Source organism: Parvularculales bacterium, assembly GCA_036881865.1.
GTDB lineage: Bacteria > Pseudomonadota > Alphaproteobacteria > JAPOUT01 > JBAJNM01 > JBAJNM01.
In genome coordinates this window covers 1-18,659 of sequence record JBAJNM010000010.1, presented here as the reverse complement: position 1 = coordinate 18,659, position 18,659 = coordinate 1, and the positions used below count along the sequence as shown (strand labels likewise).

Annotated in this window: 20 protein-coding genes, 2 tRNA genes and 1 rRNA gene; 8 read left to right on the top strand and 15 right to left on the bottom strand. The window is 50.7% G+C overall.

Translation table 11 applies throughout. The features are described from left to right. Window positions 1-89 precede the first annotated feature (89 nt). The 5 genes from V6Z81_03995 to V6Z81_03975 all read left to right on the top strand — a co-directional run bounded on the left by V6Z81_03995 (window position 90) and on the right by V6Z81_03975 (window position 5,575). Window positions 90-1,061 carry a MoxR family ATPase gene (locus V6Z81_03995; GenBank protein ID MEG9861648.1) on the top strand — a complete coding sequence of 324 codons (972 nt, stop codon included), beginning with the start codon at window positions 90-92 and terminating at the stop codon, window positions 1,059-1,061. Window positions 1,062-1,067: 6 nt separating this feature from the next. Continuing rightward, complete coding sequence (locus V6Z81_03990) at window positions 1,068-2,420, top strand: VWA domain-containing protein (GenBank protein ID MEG9861647.1); 1,353 nt, start codon at window positions 1,068-1,070, stop codon at window positions 2,418-2,420. 152 nt (window positions 2,421-2,572) lie between these two features. Continuing rightward, a complete protein-coding gene (locus tag V6Z81_03985) occupies window positions 2,573-3,538 on the top strand; it encodes a chorismate mutase (GenBank protein MEG9861646.1) in 966 nt (321 codons plus the stop codon). Then, window positions 3,535-4,638 (top strand): histidinol-phosphate transaminase, encoded by a 1,104-nt coding sequence (hisC, locus tag V6Z81_03980; GenBank protein MEG9861645.1) that lies wholly within the window; start codon window positions 3,535-3,537, stop codon window positions 4,636-4,638. Before V6Z81_03985 ends, hisC begins: the two co-directional genes overlap by 4 nt. Further along, entirely contained in the window at window positions 4,631-5,575 is a 945-nt protein-coding gene (locus V6Z81_03975) for a prephenate/arogenate dehydrogenase family protein (protein MEG9861644.1), read from the top strand. Before hisC ends, V6Z81_03975 begins: the two co-directional genes overlap by 8 nt. On the opposite strand, the gene V6Z81_03970 is transcribed toward V6Z81_03975, so the two are convergent. Genes V6Z81_03970 through argH form a run of 8 tightly spaced genes read right to left on the bottom strand, consistent with a single transcriptional unit; the run spans window position 5,572 to window position 12,561 of the window. Beyond that, window positions 5,572-6,765, bottom strand: a complete 1,194-nt coding sequence (locus tag V6Z81_03970) for a crosslink repair DNA glycosylase YcaQ family protein (GenBank protein MEG9861643.1) — start codon at window positions 6,763-6,765, stop codon at window positions 5,572-5,574. The two genes, V6Z81_03975 and V6Z81_03970, sit on opposite strands and share 4 nt — an antisense overlap. Window positions 6,766-6,779: 14 nt before the next feature. Next, a complete protein-coding gene (locus V6Z81_03965) occupies window positions 6,780-7,505 on the bottom strand; it encodes a lysophospholipid acyltransferase family protein (protein MEG9861642.1) in 726 nt (241 codons plus the stop codon). A gap of 19 nt (window positions 7,506-7,524) precedes the next feature. Continuing rightward, window positions 7,525-8,133 (bottom strand): YdcF family protein, encoded by a 609-nt coding sequence (locus V6Z81_03960; GenBank protein MEG9861641.1) that lies wholly within the window; start codon window positions 8,131-8,133, stop codon window positions 7,525-7,527. A gap of 35 nt (window positions 8,134-8,168) precedes the next feature. Further along, entirely contained in the window at window positions 8,169-9,059 is an 891-nt protein-coding gene (locus tag V6Z81_03955; protein MEG9861640.1) for a hypothetical protein, read from the bottom strand. Then, a complete protein-coding gene (locus V6Z81_03950) occupies window positions 9,046-9,738 on the bottom strand; it encodes an ATP-binding cassette domain-containing protein (protein MEG9861639.1) in 693 nt (230 codons plus the stop codon). Before V6Z81_03950 ends, V6Z81_03955 begins: the two co-directional genes overlap by 14 nt. Window positions 9,739-9,761: 23 nt before the next feature. Further along, window positions 9,762-11,036: a diaminopimelate decarboxylase gene (lysA, locus tag V6Z81_03945; protein ID MEG9861638.1), complete on the bottom strand. Its 1,275-nt coding sequence runs from the start codon at window positions 11,034-11,036 to the stop codon at window positions 9,762-9,764. 5 nt (window positions 11,037-11,041) lie between these two features. Next, window positions 11,042-11,170 carry a lipoprotein gene (locus V6Z81_03940; GenBank protein MEG9861637.1) on the bottom strand — a complete coding sequence of 43 codons (129 nt, stop codon included), beginning with the start codon at window positions 11,168-11,170 and terminating at the stop codon, window positions 11,042-11,044. Then, window positions 11,170-12,561 carry an argininosuccinate lyase gene (argH, locus tag V6Z81_03935; GenBank protein ID MEG9861636.1) on the bottom strand — a complete coding sequence of 464 codons (1,392 nt, stop codon included), beginning with the start codon at window positions 12,559-12,561 and terminating at the stop codon, window positions 11,170-11,172. Before argH ends, V6Z81_03940 begins: the two co-directional genes overlap by 1 nt. Before the next feature lie 147 nt (window positions 12,562-12,708). Between argH and V6Z81_03930 the strand changes: the two genes are divergently transcribed. Together V6Z81_03930 and V6Z81_03925 are read left to right on the top strand one after the other, a co-directional pair. Continuing rightward, window positions 12,709-13,311: a TlpA disulfide reductase family protein gene (locus V6Z81_03930; protein MEG9861635.1), complete on the top strand. Its 603-nt coding sequence runs from the start codon at window positions 12,709-12,711 to the stop codon at window positions 13,309-13,311. Beyond that, window positions 13,312-13,674, top strand: a complete 363-nt coding sequence (locus tag V6Z81_03925; protein MEG9861634.1) for a helix-turn-helix transcriptional regulator — start codon at window positions 13,312-13,314, stop codon at window positions 13,672-13,674. On the opposite strand, the gene gloB is transcribed toward V6Z81_03925, so the two are convergent. Then, window positions 13,671-14,441, bottom strand: coding sequence for a hydroxyacylglutathione hydrolase (gene gloB, locus V6Z81_03920; protein ID MEG9861633.1), 771 nt, complete (start codon window positions 14,439-14,441; stop codon window positions 13,671-13,673). The two genes, V6Z81_03925 and gloB, sit on opposite strands and share 4 nt — an antisense overlap. 84 nt (window positions 14,442-14,525) lie before the next feature. On the opposite strand from gloB, the gene V6Z81_03915 reads away from it, so the two are divergent. Further along, complete coding sequence (locus V6Z81_03915) at window positions 14,526-15,296, top strand: methyltransferase domain-containing protein (GenBank protein MEG9861632.1); 771 nt, start codon at window positions 14,526-14,528, stop codon at window positions 15,294-15,296. Here V6Z81_03915 and metW read toward each other — a convergent pair. From metW to V6Z81_03885, 6 genes are all read right to left on the bottom strand, one after another. Continuing rightward, window positions 15,250-15,849 (bottom strand): methionine biosynthesis protein MetW, encoded by a 600-nt coding sequence (gene metW / locus V6Z81_03910; protein MEG9861631.1) that lies wholly within the window; start codon window positions 15,847-15,849, stop codon window positions 15,250-15,252. The two genes, V6Z81_03915 and metW, sit on opposite strands and share 47 nt — an antisense overlap. Window positions 15,850-15,854: 5 nt before the next feature. Further along, window positions 15,855-17,039, bottom strand: coding sequence for a homoserine O-acetyltransferase (locus V6Z81_03905; GenBank protein MEG9861630.1), 1,185 nt, complete (start codon window positions 17,037-17,039; stop codon window positions 15,855-15,857). Between the two features lie 66 nt (window positions 17,040-17,105). Beyond that, window positions 17,106-17,181, bottom strand: a tRNA-Ala gene (locus V6Z81_03900). 109 nt (window positions 17,182-17,290) lie between these two features. Continuing rightward, entirely contained in the window at window positions 17,291-17,845 is a 555-nt protein-coding gene (locus V6Z81_03895) for a hypothetical protein (protein MEG9861629.1), read from the bottom strand. A gap of 153 nt (window positions 17,846-17,998) precedes the next feature. After that, window positions 17,999-18,075 (bottom strand) — tRNA-Ile (locus tag V6Z81_03890). Between the two features lie 241 nt (window positions 18,076-18,316). After that, window positions 18,317-18,659: ribosomal RNA gene (locus V6Z81_03885) — 16S ribosomal RNA — on the bottom strand; the annotation flags it as partial.

Genomic DNA, 18,659 nt, shown 5'->3' with positions numbered 1-18,659 from the left:
TTGTGGCCCCGGATGGTTGCTTTTTCCACTATTCTATTATCCTATAGGCCACTCCACAGGATGCAAGCATTGATGAAGAAAGTCGTATATTGACCATATTACCCATAACACCGGACAATTCTCCCGCGCACGATATCGAGGCCGTTCGCACGGGCCTCGCAGAAAGCGGTTATATCTGCGACGCACGGCTCGCAACAGCCGTTTATCTCTCCCGAACTCTGGCCAAACCCCTACTCGTAGAAGGCCCCCCGGGCGTCGGCAAGACCGAATTAGCTCACGCCGCCTCAGGCTTGTTTGAAAGACCTCTGATACGCCTTCAATGCTACGAGGGGCTTGATGAATCTCGCGCTCTTTATGAATGGAAATATGGCAAACAGCTGCTCTACACCCAGTTGCTTAAAGACAGACTCAACGACATGATAGGAGACACAAAAGATTTCAAGGCCTCTCTTGAGCGGATTCATTCGTTTGACGATATTTTTTTCAACGAATCCTTTCTGGAGCCGCGTCCTTTGTTGCGGGCTTTGAAGGAGCCGGACGGTGCTGTTTTGCTGGTAGACGAAATTGACAAAGCAGACGATGAGTTTGAGGCTTTTCTGCTGGAGATTTTATCGGCCTATCAGATATCCATTCCGGAGATTGGCACGGTGAAAGCCCAGACACCACCTTTGGTTTTCCTCACCAGCAACGGAACCCGCGATATTGGTGATGCGTTACGGCGTCGGTGTTTGCACTTGTACATTCCTTTTCCTGACGCAGATTTGGAGCGGCGGATTATTGAGGTGCGAGTACCGGGGGCTTCCGAAATATTGCGGTCTATGATCGTGGCGTTTGTGCAGACTTTACGGGAGCAGGATTTAAAAAAACCACCCTCTGTCTCTGAGACTCTGGACTGGGCACGGGCGCTGATTTTACTCAATGCGCCGGTTCTTGATGCTGATGTTGTAAGAAACACACTTAATGTATTGCTAAAAGTTCAAACCGACATGGAGCATATCGGCGGAGCAGTTGAAAAACTCACCCGTTTAGCCAAGGAGCAGGTAGCGAAAACCGCACCCTGACGTTTCATGCCGGCCATGCTAGCTGACTTTATCAAGGCCCTCAGGGCAGCAGATGTAAGGGTCTCGCCGGCAGAAAGCATTGAGGCCCAAAAGGTTCTGGAGATAGTAGGCATTTCAGACAGGGTATTATTTCATGACGCCCTCTCTCAATCACTGGCCAAGACGGCAGAAGAAAAAGCCGTATTCAGTGATGTGTTTGATCGTTTTTTTAGTTTTGATGCTTTCTCCGGGCCGACAGATACAGCAGATACGGACGAACACGGAGCGCCCATAGGCGGCCTAAATACCCAAACAGAGATACCTCAGGATAGCGGTTTAGCAGATCTTATTGCTTCCGGTGACCAGGCGGAGCTGGCTCGCCGTTTGGCAGTTGCAGCTCAAGCGGTAGACTTGAATCAAATCCGTCTTTTTACCCAGAGCGGTCTTTACACCCGCCGCATATTGGATGCTATGGGTGAGGGTAATTTGACCGAGGCCATTATTGCGGCTGAACGAGCAGACAATAATGAATTGCAACGCTCTCTTACAACATTGCGGGAGCGCGCCCGCAAGGAAACCTCCGACTATGTGCAGCGTCAAATGGCTCTACAGACGGCTAATGCGGGTCGTCTGGTGCGGACTGATATTTTATCGCGCATTAGTCTTTCTAATGTGGAGCATGGTGATTTTAAATTGATGCGTCAGTTAGTCAGAAAGATGGCAAAGAAACTGTCATCCCTTCATTCTCGCCGCAGACGTCGGGCGCGACGCGGACATTTAGATTTGCGCCATACCATTCGGCGTAATGTGCGCTATGACGGTGTCATCTTTGAGACTTTGTGGAAGAAAACACGCATTGATAGGCCCAAAGTGGTAGTAATCTGCGATGTGAGTGGCTCCGTAAGAGCCGTAGCACGATTTTTGCTTATGTTTCTTTATTCCTTGACGGAAGTGCTTCCGAAGGTACGCGCTTTTGCTTTTTCCGGAGACCTCGCTGAGGTAACGGATTTATTCTTGAAAGAAGATATAGAAACTGCCATCGCCGAGACCATGCGCCGCCATGGAGGGGGGGCGACAGATTATGGGGCTGCCATGGAGGGGCTTGAGTCGTTGATTCTTGATGATATTGATTTCCACACCACGGTGATTCTATTGGGGGATGCACGTTCTAATTATGGCGATCCCCGCACGGATATATTCAAAGTGATAAGCGCCCGCGCCCGCCGCTTGATTTGGCTTAACCCCGAACCTCGCACTCTGTGGGATACAGGCGATTCTGAAATGGGTCGCTTTGCCCCCTATTGCCATGAGGTGCGCACCGCTAACACATTGCGTCATCTGGAGCGCATTATAGATGGTCTTCTTAAGACGGCACGTTAGTGTGCATCGCCAGCGTGGGTAATTTGGCACAGAAAGAGTCTTGTGGGATGTGTGCCTGTCATTTTCGCACCATCTTGCAATGATACACCACACCTTATGTTTGGAAGAAAACCCCACGGTCAAACCCGTGTTCAACATACGTGAGGGTGGGGATGGGTTTTGCTTTGCTTTTTGCTCTTTGTGTTGCCATAGTCTGCCTGTGGGAGATGGTAGGGCTGTGGGCGGAGACAAGCCCTGTGGAAACGCAAATGAACACTGGTAATTTAGACGATTTAGCGCTCTCTTTGGATGACTTACGCCACCAGATTGATACTCTGGATGATGAGATTCACCAGCGTCTTATGCGGCGCACCGAAATTGTGCATCGGGTAGCCGGCCTCAAGGCACACGCAACGGGGGGCGAACGAGGTTTGGCGATGCGCATGGCACGTGAGGCTATGATTATGCGCCGTCTGGCAGCCCGGCATGAGGGGGCGTTACCCGTGCAGGTTATTTTTCACCTGTGGCGAACGTTGTTTGCAGCCAGCATTATCATAGAGAGTGGTTTTAGTGTTGGCATATATGGCGGTGGAGCTATGCCGCAAATGCGGGATTTAGCGTACCGGATTTATGGTGGCGCTATTACGCCTGTCTTTTATGACAGTGCCGGGGCGCTTATGGAGGCTCTCACTCAAGACTCACACATGATGGCGCTGTTTCCTTCTCCTGATTTGCGGGCAGAAAACAATGATTGGTGGTGTCATCTGGCAGATGTTGAAGAAAACAGCCCAAGAGTTGTTGCGCGCTTGCCTTTCTTAGTTCGGAAAAGTCTATCAGGTGAACCTTCTTTTCTGGCAGTTGCCCGTGCGCTCTATGAACCTTCAGGAGAGGATACGACTCTGATACGCATAGCAACACCAAAGCCCATAAAGACTCAGGAGAGTGAGGCGCTTTTTGAGTCTTGCGAATTAGCCGGACGTCTTATGGCTCAGGGCGTCCTCTCCGGTAGCAACAATGCGAACCTTGTAGCGCTGGATGGCTTTATCCCGCAAGATGACAAACGTCTTTTAGCCCTCGGCCGGCAGGGAAAAAAATTGAGTTGGTTAGGCGGATTTCCTAATCCTGTTATTGTGCCATGACAGACCCGTGTCCACGAGATGGTGTTTTGGCCATTCCTCCTTACGTGGGGGGACGCTCTGTTGTGGCGGGTGTAGCTAGCCCTGTTAAATTGTCTTCCAACGAAACTCCTCTTGGAGCCAGCCCTCGTGCTGTGACTGCCTTTCAAGAGGTTGGGGGACGGTTAGCACTTTATCCCGATGGTAGCACGGATGCCTTACGACAAGCTTTGGGTCACCATCATGGCCTTGATCCCGGACGTATTGTGTGTGGTGCAGGATCCGGCGAATTATTATCTCTGCTGGCACAGGCTTATCTCGGGATGGGTGATGAGGCCATTTTTTCATCTCATGGATTTTTACTCTATCGAATTGTCACTCTGGCAGCAGGGGCACAGCCTATACCCGTTCCGGAACAAAACCTGACAACGGATGTAGATGCCATACTGGCTGCCGTGACACCCCGCACGCGGGTTGTGTTTTTGGCTAACCCTAATAACCCCACCGGCAGCTATCTGCCGCAATCGGAGATTAAACGCCTGTGTGACGGGCTAAACAGCAATATTCTCCTGGTGTTAGATGCTGCCTATGCTGAATACGTACGGCGTAATGACTATGAAGCCGGTTTTGCGCTGGCTTGTGAGTATGACAATGTGGTTATCACCCGCACCTTCTCAAAGGTTTATGGGTTGGCAGCGTTGCGTCTTGGCTGGTGTTTTGGATCACCAATAGTAACGGATGCCCTCAATCGGTTGCGCAATCCGTTTAATGTCAGTGCAGCCGCTCAAGCGGCAGGCATAGCAGCGCTTGATGACAAAGCCTTTACGGAGGCTGCTATAGCCCATAACGAACAATGGTATTCATGGCTGGCAGAGAACATTACGGCCATAGGGTTAACCGTTCACCCCGGCGTTGGTAATTTCCTGTTGATTGATTTTTCTGAAGCTTCCGGCTTTACTGCTCAAGAAGTTTATGACTTTCTTGCACAGCAAGGTCTTATTCTGCGTACCCTTGATGCTTATGGTCTTCCCCATTGCTTGCGCTTAACAGTGGGTGATGAAGCAGCCAACCATGCCGTTGTTGCCGCCCTGAAAAAGTTTGTGGGGGAAAATACAAGTGGTTAAACCTTTGTTTCAACGCCTGGCTCTTATAGGGCTTGGATTGATCGGCTCCTCTATCGCTCATGCGGTGCAACGCAAGCAGCTGGCCGGGCACATCACAGGCTATGCCCCATCTGCTGAAACCCGTGCTCGTGCTAAAACATTGGGATTTTGTGACAGTCTTTATGATACACCTCAGGCCGCCGTTGAAGGTGCCGACTTGGTTATTTTATGCGCACCGGTTGGTGCGTTAGGCGACATCACCCGGACTCTTGCACCTGCCCTCGCATCCGGCGCGATTATAAGCGACGTAGGCTCTGTAAAAGCCTCTGTTATCCGCGATATGGCCCCCTTTATTCCTGAAGGCGTGCATTTTGTACCGGCCCATCCGGTTGCAGGCACAGAAGAGTCCGGGCCTGATGCAGGCTTTGCAGAATTATTCGACGGACGTTGGTGCATCCTCACCCCTACACCTACCAGTGACGTTGAGGCGGTTCAGCACCTTAAAACATTCTGGATAGAGTGTGGTGCCATGGTTGAGGTGATGGAACCGGACCACCATGATTTGGTTTTGGCCATTACCAGCCATGTACCCCATCTTATCGCATACAACATTGTAGGCACGGCGGCGCGTTTAGGGGTGGTTACTAATTCTGAAGTAACTAAATATGCAGCCGGTGGCTTTCGAGACTTCACCCGCATTGCCTCTTCAGACCCTGTAATGTGGCGAGACATTTTTCTCAACAACCGAACGGCGGTTCTGGATATGCTGGACAGGTTTCAAAACGATATGGATCATCTCAAACAAGCCATTGAGCGTTCTGATGGAAAAGCACTGCAAGATTTATTCACCAGCACACGCAACATACGCCAGCGCATCATAGAGGCAGGGCAAGAAAGCCCGGAGCCTGATTTTGCCCGCAAGAGTACTCACACAAAAACCACCACCGGCGACTCTTAAATCTGAAACCCCGTAACGGCCTCACAACCGGTAAAATCTGCTAAATGCTTTAGCGCATCCACAACCCGCGTTGAACGGATCTTTGTCATCTTCTCGCCCGCTTCAAGCCATAATCCCTTCACCTCAAGAATGCCCGCCTTGCGATTGGCTTTCAGATCAATGCGCCCGATAAAGCGGTCACCCTCCAGGACAGGGAGAACATAATAGCCATAACGCCGTTTAGCAACAGGCACAAAAACCTCAATGCGATAGTCAAAGCCGAACACTCGGCTCAAGCGTTGCCTGTCTCTCACCAAAGGATCAAACGGGCTAAGTAATCGTAGCCGCCGCTCCACAGGGGGTAAATTATGCAACCTGTCCTCAATGTCGCAAGGCACCACGACACGTTGAGGTGAATGGTTTAGGCGCGAGTCCACCATAATTTCTATAATTGTACGGCCTTTATTTATCTCAACCCAACGCCGCGCTTCATCAACAGAGACACCGTTCCAGAACGCCGCTAAATCTCGCGGTGTAGCAAACCCCAGGCGCTCAAGCGCCATACGGCAAAGCCAATCCACCGTCTCGGCCTGTTTCGGCTTTTGCGTATTATACTCAGACGGAATAACCCGCCGTGCCAGATCATAGCGTTTCTGAAACCCCTGCCGTCCGGCAATCGCCAATACGCCCGTATGCCACAGATATTCCAGTGCTGTCTTAGAAGGCCCCCACCCCCACCAGCCACCAACTCCTTTGTGCGCATCGTCAAAATCTCGCACCATTAAGGGGCCTTCTTTTGTAATGCGACGACGCACATGAGCAATAACCCGTTCTGGCTCAGGTCCAAGGCGGTTCTCCCACCGCCGGGTTAAGCGCCTACGGGAGGCCGCAAACCGGTGCTGCCAATGAGGATAAAACTCGCACGGAATAACAGAGGCATCATGAGTCCAGTGTTCAAACAAAGACCTCTCTTTTTCCAGGAGATGTGTAAGATCTTCCCGCCGGTAAGCATGATTTCTGGAGAACAAAATCAGATGGTGGGCACGCTCTACAGTGTTGATACTGTCCAGTTGTACAAAGCCTAGCTGATGGATTGTTTTTTTCAGAACCTTCGTGCCACCGACCCGTCCCACCGGCGAACATGAAAGACCGGAAAGATGTATCAACCACCGCCGCGCTTGTCTGTTGGTCACTATCAGGGGAGAAGACATGTGCTCTTATCATCCTATGCGTTTTGAGTTTCCTCTAACAAGCGTTCATTTTCGGTCTCTATGCGCTGTTCCAATTGTGCCATAAACTCTCGTCTTTTAAGGCCCGGTGGTATCGGCTCGCCAAAGGAGACAACATAAACACCGGGCTTGCGGATAAATGAACGCCGTGGCCAGAACACACCCAGATTCGTTGATACCGGCACACAGGGCATATTGAGGTTTGTATAAAGCGCTGCAACGCCGGGTTTATAGTCTGCCCGAACACCGGGCTGTGTGCGGGTTCCGGTGGGAAAAATAACAATAGAGCGCTGCTGTTCAACCATACTCCGGGATTGCCTGATCAAACTCTTAAGAGCTGTAGCTCCCATGGATCGGTTAATACTCACGCTATTCATATTCATAATCATCCGTCCGAACAACGGGATGTATGTCAGTTCTTTTTTGAGTACAATAGAGGGCTTGCTCACAAACAAAGGCCAATACAAGGTATCCCACGCCGATTGATGGGCTGACGCAAATATCACCGGGCCGTCGGGAATGTTTTCATAACCGCGCACTTCACTTTTTATTCCAACGACCACCCGCATGGCGGTTGTAATCCGCCCAAGCCAGCGTTCTTGATAGCGCTGTACGCCCTCAGGGGTTGAGGGAGACCACACGATAAAACGTATGGCACTGGCTACAACAAGACTGTAAAAACACACCGCAAATATCAATGACCGCACACAAAGGATAATCATTTTCTACCCTCCCATAGGCCTATAGGCTAGCTCTGAATCCAACTCCCAAAGCCAGCAGATATTTGGTGTACTCCGTCGCCAGACGCCACACAATTGGTGGATCAAGCCACCAATACGGGCGGAAGATAGAGGCTCCGGAAACCGGATAAGGAACAAGACTCACACCCGGCATACGGCGCTCCATCTCCACTAACACCCGGGGCATGTGGTCGGCACTGGTGACAATCATCAGAGAGGTATATTTGTGTTCTTTCACCCATTGGGCTGTCTCTACGGCATTACCCGCCGTGTTTGTGGAATACCTGTCCATATCCACACAGCACTCAAAAAGAGCACTATTGCTACCCGTAAGTTTTATGATCGTATCGCGGCGAACTGAAGGATCAACACCAGAAATCAAAAGTCGCTCGCCCCGATTTGATATCAACAAATCTATAGCAACGTCTAGTCTATCAGAAGCGCCTGTCAGCACAACAATAGCCTCTGTAGCCACTTCCGGCATAAGAGGTTTGGTCTCAACGGCTCTGGAAAAGGTAATGAAGCCTGCCCCATAAACCAATACCACCATAATGGATACCCCCCCTAACCCTCTCCACACCATTATATACTTGCTCCAGGATTTACTCATGTTCCACATCTTCGTGGGGGGAATATATCACTATTTTAGATATAGCGGTTGAGGTGTTTTCGGATCAAACGCCGTGCTACGACAGTCACAAACCCCATCTCTGCAACCGGAACAATCATCAGTGGTGTAAGCCAAACCAGGGGACCCTCCCTAACAAAAGGAAAGGCCAGCAAAGACCATGGCGTAGAAATACCTGTCACCCACGGCAGATAGGTCAACAATGCCAGAGCAACCCCCAGCAAAGCCGCCAATAGAACCGGCAAAGTAAATCGCCTCAGCAACCGGCGCATGATAAACCACAACCCGGCCCCCATAAAATGAAGCGTATCTATCACGTCTTGTTGGGAATAAAGTGCAACACGCACGACAAATGCTGTTACTGCCAGTACAGCGACAAACAGTAGCAAAGCCAAAAGGCCCAAAATCAGCGAAAGAGTCGTCTCCATAGGCACACTTTTTGCGCTTGTCTCTGTATGGTATTCAATACTCACACCTTGAATCTGGCTGTTAAGTTGCGCCACAAGAGTGCTACGTGTAGGGGCTTTGTCTGGTTCTAAGGTTAATTCAATTAAATATGGTAGGGGTAAGTTTTCCGGAACGGGAGCATCGTTTAACCAGGGCTGAATGAGATCTATAACGCCTCTTCTGTTGATAGGACGCACCGAAAGCACACCGGGAGTTGTCTCCAGAATCGATAAAATAGATCTTTCAACGGCGGCCATATCGCGCTCTTGCGCATAAGGGATTTCAACGGTTGCATTATGCGCTGATCCGGTTCTACCGGTTATGACTTCATAAAGCCCTCCCAAAAATAAAATTAACGCCAAACCAACAAGATAATTCATCACCACCAACCCCATCATGGCAGAGCGCCAATAAGCCGGTTGAGGCGCAAGAGGCAACCGCCCTGCTCTATGGTGAGCCACGATGCCCCTCTTTCACACCTGCAAGCACACCGCTTTGTAGATGATAGTGCCGATGCGCGACCTTATGGGCAATCACATCCGGCACTGTTTGGCCTGACAAAGTCATCACAATGGTCATGCCATAGCGATTGAGGGTTGTAAGCAGACTTAAAATTCGTTTTGTAGCGGTCTTGTCACTATCCGCTAACAGATCATCTGCTACCAACAAAGGAGGTCGAGTTACAACGGCACGTGCTAGCGCTAGATCACGTTGTTCACTAGGAGAAAGAGAGGTGGGACATTGATTCTCTCTGCCCTCCAAACCAAACCAGCTGAGCAATTCAAGGATGTTGTGATGATAACGACTTTGCTCCTCACCTGCAATTTCCAGGGGCAGAGCTATATTTTCGTAAAGGGTAAGGTAATCCATCAGGCGAGGTTTTTGAAAAAAGATCCCGATGCGCCGCCGAAGGGATTGAGCCTGATTCGACGTCAAAGTTGAAACATTATAGCCGCAAAATGTGAACACACCCCTAGAGGGAGGACGCACAAGGGCCAGACGTTCAAAAAGCGCCGTCTTACCTGAACCGGATGCTCCCGTTAGCAGATAAAACCCGCCAGGTTCAATATGCAAATTGACATGCTCTAGAATAATATTTTCTGACTTGTCACTTACACTGACATCCTCAAGATGCAACATGACCTTGGACTCACTCTATATTTTTATGGCTCAAGCCAGTCCGGCATGGTGTCCATCGCCAAAAGCTCTTCGAGGCTTTGGCGGGGTCGGATGATGGCCATATCCCTTCCCTGCACCATCACCTCCGGCACAAGGGGGCGGCTGTTGTAGGTTGACGCCTGGACTGCCCCATAAGCACCGGTATCCATGAGGGCAATTAAATCGCCTGCCCGACAGGGGGGCAGAGGATAGTATCGTGCCATCACGTCACTGGTTTCGCAAATGGGGCCAACCACGTCATAAAATTGCACCAGTGTGTCTTGAGATACCTCACGAACCGGCAAAATAGTGTGGCGAGCATTATAAAGCGCGGGACGGATTAAATCATTCATGGCAGCGTCAATGATCAGGAGAGAATTATGTTCTCCTTCTTTTTCATACACGACGGAGGCTACCAGCGCCCCTGCCTGAGCGGCAAGAAAACGTCCAGGCTCCAGAATATGACAGCACCCAAGGGAACCCAACGTTTTTTCTATCATATCGGCGTATTCTGTCAGAGAAAACGTGAGTCCTCCCCCCGGTTCATACGGCACACCCAGGCCACCACCAAGGTCTAAGCGGGAGACTTCATGACCGTCAGCACGTACAGCGGTAACCAGAGAGGCTAAAAGCTGGAAAGCTTCTTCAAAAGGAGTCAATGTTGTAATCTGGCTGCCTATGTGAAGACCAATGCCAATCATGTGGACACCGGCCATAGCCACTCCGCGCCCATAGAGGGCTTGCGCCGTGCGCCAATCAATACCGAACTTATTGTCAGACCGACCCGTTGTTATTTTCTCGTGAGTCTGCGCGTCAATATCGGGGTTGATGCGCAAAGCAACCGGAGCCTCACACTGACGCTCGCAAGCCAGAGCATTGAGGCGCTCCAGTTCTGGTTCTGACTCTACGTTGAATTGAGCAATACCGGCCTCCAATCCCGCAATGAGTTCGCGGTCTGTTTTGCCCACGCCGGAGAACACAATACAGTCTGATGGAATACCCGCCGCCAGCGCCCGGCGCAGTTCACCTTCTGAAACCACATCAGCCCCTGCCCCCGCTGCAGCTAAAGTTGCAACAACCGCAAGGTTAGAGTTTGCCTTGACGGAATAGCAAATATCCACGCCGCCCTTATTGGCAAATTCCTCCTCAAGAGCCTGATAGGAATGCAGCAAGGCGGCGCTGGAATAACAATAAAAAGGTGTACCTACACGAGCAGCGATATCAGACAGTGGTACTTTTTCAGCGTTTAGTACGCCGTTGTTGTACGTAAAAAAGCTCATGGAGATTACTCGCTGATTGGCGACGCCTCATCAGAGGGTGTAGCAGAAGGAAGTTCCAGATCTCCCTTTTTACCACATGCCGAAACACCGATCGCTAGCGCAAGTACCAATAACCCATAGAACACATACCGCATCAGTGCCCCTCCTCTTCAAGACGTCTCCGCCAAACCGAAATAGCTGCCCGGACATTATCAGGCGCTGTTCCGCCATAGCTCGTACGGCTGGTCACAGAGGCCTCTGGAGTTAAAACGGAATAAACCTCTGCCGTGATGCGGGGCTCAACAGAGCACATATCGTCAAGAGACAGGTCTGACAAGTCAACGTTACGCTTTTCAGCTAAAGCTACAAGAGCACCGGCAACATGATGCGCCTTCCGAAAAGGCAACCCCGCTACTCTGGTAAGCCAGTCGGCCAAATCTGTCGCTGTTGCAAAGGCCTGTCCGGCAGCTGACACCATAGCATCCCGGTTGGCGGTCATAGCACCGGTCATGGCCGTCATGGCGGCAAGACACAGGCTCAAAGAATCAAGAGCATCAAATGCGGGCTCCTTGTCTTCTTGCATATCCTTTGAATACGCAAGGGGCAGAGCTTTCATAACGACCAGAAGAGTATTGAGCGCTCCAACAATACGTCCGGTCTTGGCACGAACCAGTTCGGCTGCATCCGGATTGCGCTTCTGAGGCATAATGGACGAGCCGGTAGTATGAGCTTCTGACAGTTGAATAAAGCCAAAGTGCGGCGACATCCACAACACCATCTCTTCAGCAAGACGCGATAAATGCACGGCTGTAATGCTGGCACACGCTAACATCTCCATAACAAAATCCCTGTCCGAGACAGCATCCAAAGAATTGGCGCAAGGCCGGTCAAAGCCCAAAGCCTCCGCCGTCATGTTGCGGTCTATGGGGTAGGATGTCCCCGCCAGCGCCGCACTACCAAGAGGACACTCGTTCATACGTCTGCGAGCATCATTAAAGCGACTCCGGTCACGTGCTATCATTTCTACGTATGCTAGCAGGTGATGGGCAAACGTAATCGGTTGGGCTACCTGTAAGTGAGTCATACCTGGCATTACGGTCTCTGTATGGCTTTCCGCCAACGTCAAAAGAGTATTCTGAAAAGCTGCGCATTGCCCATTCAGGGCATCGGCGGCCTCTCTCATGTATAACCGGAAGTCTGTAGCCACTTGGTCATTACGAGACCGCGCCGTATGGAGACGGCCAGCGGCTTCTCCGATTAAGTCAGCAAGGCGTCCCTCAATGTTCATGTGAATATCTTCCAATGTCTCATCAAAGGGAAACCTGTCTTCTCTAATCTCTACCTCTATAGTCTCAAGACCCTGTTGAATGGCCACACCATCCTCGGCACCGATGATGCCGCAAGCGGCCAACATCGCCGCATGCGCTTTTGAACCGGCAATGTCCTGGGCGAACAACCGCCGGTCGAAGCCAATGGATCCATTGATGCGTGTCAGTATGCCATCGGGGCTGGTTTCAAAGCGCCCACCCCACATTTTGTGACTCATTTTTTAGCCCTTTTAGCCATAGTTCATTTTGTTCGTGATATAATAGCAGGAATATATGTTGGAACGTGGAAGGTCTTTTTTATCCTTCCGACTACTCGTGCCATAATAACAAGGATATATGACGGAACGCGAAAGGAACGTCTAGCGGTGATTACACAACGTTGGATTTTAGCTCTGGTGGGCATAGGGCTTGTTGTTGCATTTTTGGGAGTTTGGTTGATGCAATCACCCTCTGATCGGCAGGAAGAATCGAAAGGGAACGCAGGTAATCTAGGGAGTTATGCCCATGGGGCGATGGCTAATTTTGTACCGGTAGAGGAGGATGTTAAACCTGCCGTTGCTCCCTTTGTTGGGGGGGATGGCGAGACTTTGACACTGGCGGATTTTAAGGGGCAAGTTGTTCTGGTTAATTTGTGGGCTACGTGGTGTGCGCCTTGTCGGGAGGAGATGCCGTCTCTCGACCGCCTTCAGCAGCATCTGGATAGTGAGGATTTCTCTGTAGTGGCGATAGCCAGCGACCGGGGTGGTGTGGAGGCAGCTCGTACTTTTTTAGCAGAGATTGACGCTAACACTTTGGGGGTTTATGTAGACTCAACTGCTCGGATAGGTCCGGCTTTAGGGTCGTTTGGATTACCTGCCAGCTTATTGTTGGGACGTGATGGTCGTGAGTTAGGCCGTCTGGCTGGTCCTGCTGAATGGGATAGTGATGAAGCGATTGCTCTTATTCGCGCGGCGTTAGCGCTTCGTTAGATGGCTTTATTTTTTGATCAGAGTTGGTTTGACGAAAAACTGCAGGCGCATCATTTGACGCGGGATGATGTTGCACGTGCTTTAGGGTTATCTCCTACCGAGATTGAAGAAATGTGGAAAGACCAACGCGAACTTATGACCAGAGAGGTTTCTGTATTAGCAGCTTTGTTGAATGTGCCCCCGGAAGACGTAGCAGACAGGGCCGGCATTGCAACGCCTGTTCCGGTAGTTGGTGGCAGCGCAGGTGATACGGCGGAGCTGGCCCAAAGCCTCGATGACATAAGAAGGCGTCTTGGACGGTTAGAGTATAATCTTGAGGAAATTAAGTCACTGCTTCAAGACAACCCCCCCTCACCCCGCTAGTAATTATCCTTACGGTGGCGAATCTCAGCAAACACTGCTACCACATCATCACCCCTCATGCCCAACATATCCTGAATAGCCGTGCTGTCAGGACGTAAAAAAGGATTGGTCGCCTTCTCAAGCGCTAACGTTGTCGGTACTGTCGGGCGATTTTCACTCCGTAACACATCAATCTCCTGTGCCCGCATCCGCAATGCTTCATTTTGAGGATCCACCGTTAAAGCAAATCGCGCATTGGCTTGCGTATACTCATGAGCACAATAAATAACCGTCTCATCAGGTAATGCCATCAGCTTCTGTAAAGACGTCCACATCTGGGCAGGCGTACCCTCAAACAATCGCCCACACCCCAATGCAAACAGAGTGTCCCCCACGAAAGCTACACCACTCTCGGAAAAATAATACGCAATATGCCCACGAGTATGACCTGGTACGTCAAAAACCTGCGCCTGCGCACTCCCAAACTCAACCCCATCACCATCACCAACCCCATGGTCAATAGCTGGAATACGTCCCTCATCGGCACGCGGGCCAACAATCACACAACCTGTAGCCTCCTTGAGCGCTAAATTACCGCCCGTATGATCGCCATGGTGATGGGTGTTCAGAATATGAGTAAGAGACCATCCTTTTTTGTCCAGTTCAGCCATAATGACATTAGCGTCGGGCGTATCAATCGCTGCTGTTACGCCACTCGTTCCCTCATGTACAAGATAACCGTAATTGTCATCGAGACAGGGAAACTGATGAATATCTAATTGAGCCATAAGCCTTACTCCTTTGATATAACACCCCACCATAACCCATCTCACCGCCCAAGAGCCAGAGATTATGTATATAATCAACGCACTATGATAGTTGAAGCCGCAACATTGCGGGATTTTTACGCAAGCCCTCAAGGGCAGGAAACCCAACGCCTCATCGGTGTGCGTATAATCAACCTCTGGCCACCAACCCCGAAACTCTCCATGGCAGGCATTGGCTATGCTCTCCCGTGGCTTGAGGATTATACCTCAACGGTCACCCACACCCTGGCCCTTATGCCGGCCAAACAAGGTGCTCTTATATGGCCACCCTCAGGACAACGCCGCACAAGCCTTATCACTGACATGCAACTCCCCCTGCCGGACGAATGTTTAGACAGAATACTCATCATCCATGCTCTTGAAGTAAGCCAGGACGCACCCGTTCTCTTACGTCAAATATGGCGCACCCTCAAACCTGGCGGCAAGGCTTTAGTGATTGTTCCCAACCGCCGGGGACTATGGGGGCATCTATCCTCCACACCGTTTTCTGCCGGATACACTTTTTCACATAATGAACTGGCAAACCTGTTAATCAACGCCATGCTCACCCCCGAAGTATGGGATACGGCTCTCCACGTGCCACCGGCCCTATCATGGCGGATGCCGAGCCGCATGACACAGAGATGGGAGTGGTGCGGCAGACACATAACCCCGGGCCTTGCGGGTGTCTTTATTGTAGAAGCCAGCAAGCAACTCTATGCACCTCTCAAGCTTCATCTAAAACCTGTTTCCGCCCATACCTCTCCCCAGAAAGCAGCAGCGCTTCGGCTTATACCCGCTCCAGAACAAACAACGCTTGCGGTGCCAGCATATTAGCCCATCCCCCTACAGGACCCGCCCGTGAGCCATCGCTCTTCAACGCAAGCGCTTGTGTAATGTGCCATCTCTGGTCCTCACAAAGAGCCGTAAAATCTCGAATGGTACAAAAATGAATGTTAGCCGTTGTATGCCAACTATCCGGCAATGATCTCGTTACAGGCATCCGCCCGGCGTACATTAAATATAAACGCACCCGCCAATGCCCAAAATTGGGAAAAGATACAATCGCCCGCTTGCCAATACGCAACATCTGCTGCAAAACCTCCGCTGGACGATGAGTCGCCTGTATGGTCTGGCTTAAAATCACATAATCAAACGTATCATCAGGATAATTCACAAGGTCATGATCAGCATCCCCCTGAATAACCGAAAGACCCCTCGCAACACACGCGTTCACCCCCGCCTGACTAATCTCTAACCCGCGACCGTCAACGCCTCGCCTCTTCGCGAGCAAATCTAATAACAGCCCGTCTCCACAACCAATATCCAACACCCGTGAAGATGACTCAACAATGCCCGCAATTAACTCAAGGTCACCACGAGAAGGCATCACTGTCACTTTGACACCTCTCCCTGAAAATCACGCTCTTGAAGACCGCGACGATGAGCAGCAGCAGCAATAAAACCCCTCAAGGTGGTGAACATTTCGGGCTCATCAAGAAGAAATGCATCATGCCCCTTGTCGCTTTCAATTTCTACGAAACTAACATTAGATCCCACTGCATTAAGGGCTTGCACAATCTGACGGCTGTCTCCTGTAGGAAATAACCAGTCACTCGTAAACGATACAACACAAAAACGCGTCTCAGTACCACGAAAAGCCGTCGCCAGAACATTATTATGGTCGGCAGGCAGGTCAAAGTAATCCATAGCGCGAGTGATATACAAATAGCTGTTAGCATCAAAGCGGTCCACAAATCTGGATCCTTGATGACGTAGATAGCTTTCTATCTGAAAATCAGCATCAAAGCCGTACGTTATCTCTTTGCGATCCTGAAGGTCGCGTCCAAACTTGTTATGGAGAGCCGGCTCACTCAAATATGTAATGTGAGCTGCCATACGCGCTACGGCCAAGCCCTTAGCAGGATGTGTATTATCCTCAAGATAATTACCCTGCCGCCAATCAGGATCAGCCATAATGGCCTGACGACCAACCTCATGGAAAGCAATGTTCTGGGCCGAATGACGCGCACTCGTCGCAATCGGTATAGCTGAAAAAACCCGCTCTGGATAGTTCGCCGCCCATTGCAACACCTGCATACCACCCATAGAGCCACCGATCACGCAAAATAACGACTGTATATTTAGATGATCAATCAGCATCGCCTGAGCACGCACCATATCGCGGATGGTAATCACGGGAAAGGAAAGACCATAAGCCTTACCTGTTTCCGGATTAATGCTGGTAGGGCCAGTGGTGCCCATACACCCCCCCAAAACATTAGCGCAGATGACAAAAAAACGATCCGTATCAACCGGAAGATCTGGCCCTACCACAAAACGCCACCAACCGGGGTTACCGGTTATAGGATGAGGGGCGGCAGCATATTGGTCACCGGTGAGCGCATGACAGATGAGGACAGCATTGGAGCGGTCTTTGTTCAGCGAGCCATACGTCTGATAAGCAATGGTGAAAGGGTGAAGACTCACCCCACAATCCAGCGCCAGAGGCTCTGATGCTTCAAATACAGCCTCTTGCCCAAACTTCTGGCCAGATTGTTGTATTGCCTCCTGCGCCATAGCGCATCCTTTCATGTTAGATTACGTTATCGGTTTTTTTATCATTCTTGGTGAAATTCGACACAGTGGTGGAGCCGGACGGGATCGAACCGACGACCTCCGGCTTGCAAAGCCGGCGCTCTCCCAACTGAGCTACGGCCCCTCAGCGCTACAACGCAGTCTACGACAGGCAAAGCACAATCACAAACCCAACCTAATCTTATTGAAAACACAAATTAGGTATTTTCAAAGTGGCTTGGGACGCAAAATAATTAGGGGGCAAATGTAGTTGTCTTTGGCCTCTGAACAGTCTCGGGCAACTGCTCTGAGGGCAAAACCCGATTGCGATTATCGGCAACCTGCAAACGACACGTCTCACCGGCCTGCACAATCCTGTCTCCTTCCAGAAACTCCTGTGTAAAAGTAATCTCCTGACCATTGTCAGTCAGTATGGAATACTCCAATCCCTTACGCGTTCCTCTAGCCTTGCCAACAGCCTCACCTACAAGTGCACCGCCAAGAACTCCTGCTATCGCGCTTCCCGTCGATGCAATATCCTGACCCGAGCCGCTACCGACAGAGCGGCCAGCGACACTTCCTAAGATGCCACCGGCAAGCCCTCCGAGCGCCTGACCCTCCTTTTCAGCATTATCATCGCGGATGAAAATCTCACGTACTTCAAGTACACGGCATCGCTGCACCGCTTTGGCGACACCCACCTCACCTGACCTATAGAGGGATTCACCTATCTCCGGACCACCGCCGCAAGCGGCAACAAAAAAGAGCAGGGCACTCAATAAAACAAAAACGCTTGGGTTAAACGCCATAATCGCAACACTCCATCTCACAGGCAAAAATACCAAACCATCATACCTGCATATTGATGAAAAATCAACCAATCCTCTCACCCTGCACAAAGCAGATGGGCGGGTTTATTCATAACAGAGAAGAGAGTCAAAAAGAGAAAAATGTGAGGTGAGTGGTAGGGCGGGGCGGACTCGAACCGCCGACCTCAGCCTTATCAGGGCTGCGCTCTAACCAGCTGAGCTACCGCCCTTCATTACAATGCAGGCGCAACATAACATAAGTATGTAAAAGCACCGCGTACGTAACATATCACCTGATATAGAGCGCGGTAGATCACATAAGAAAATCATATAACCCATAAATGAAGAGAAACGAAGACGGCGGCATTCGGCTTGATAGGTATGCTTGAGCAGAGATGAAATCTGTTGCTCAAACACTTTTGTTCCAATGATTATGGAAGACAGGATTACTCCATGTCTTCGCATCCTTAGAAAGGAGGTGATCCAGCCGCAGGTTCCCCTACGGCTACCTTGTTACGACTTCACCCCAGTCGCTGACCTTACCGTGGCCGGCTGCCTCCCTTGCGGGTTAGCGCACCGTCTTCGGGTAAAACCAACTCCCATGGTGTGACGGGCGGTGTGTACAAGGCCCGGGAACGTATTCACCGCAGCATGATGTTCTGCGATTACTAGCGATTCCGACTTCATGCACTCGAGTTGCAGAGTACAATCCGAACTGAGACGGCTTTTGGGGATTAGCTGACCCTCGCGGGATTGCAACCCTCTGTCGCCGCCATTGTAGCACGTGTGTAGCCCAGCCCATAAGGGCCATGAG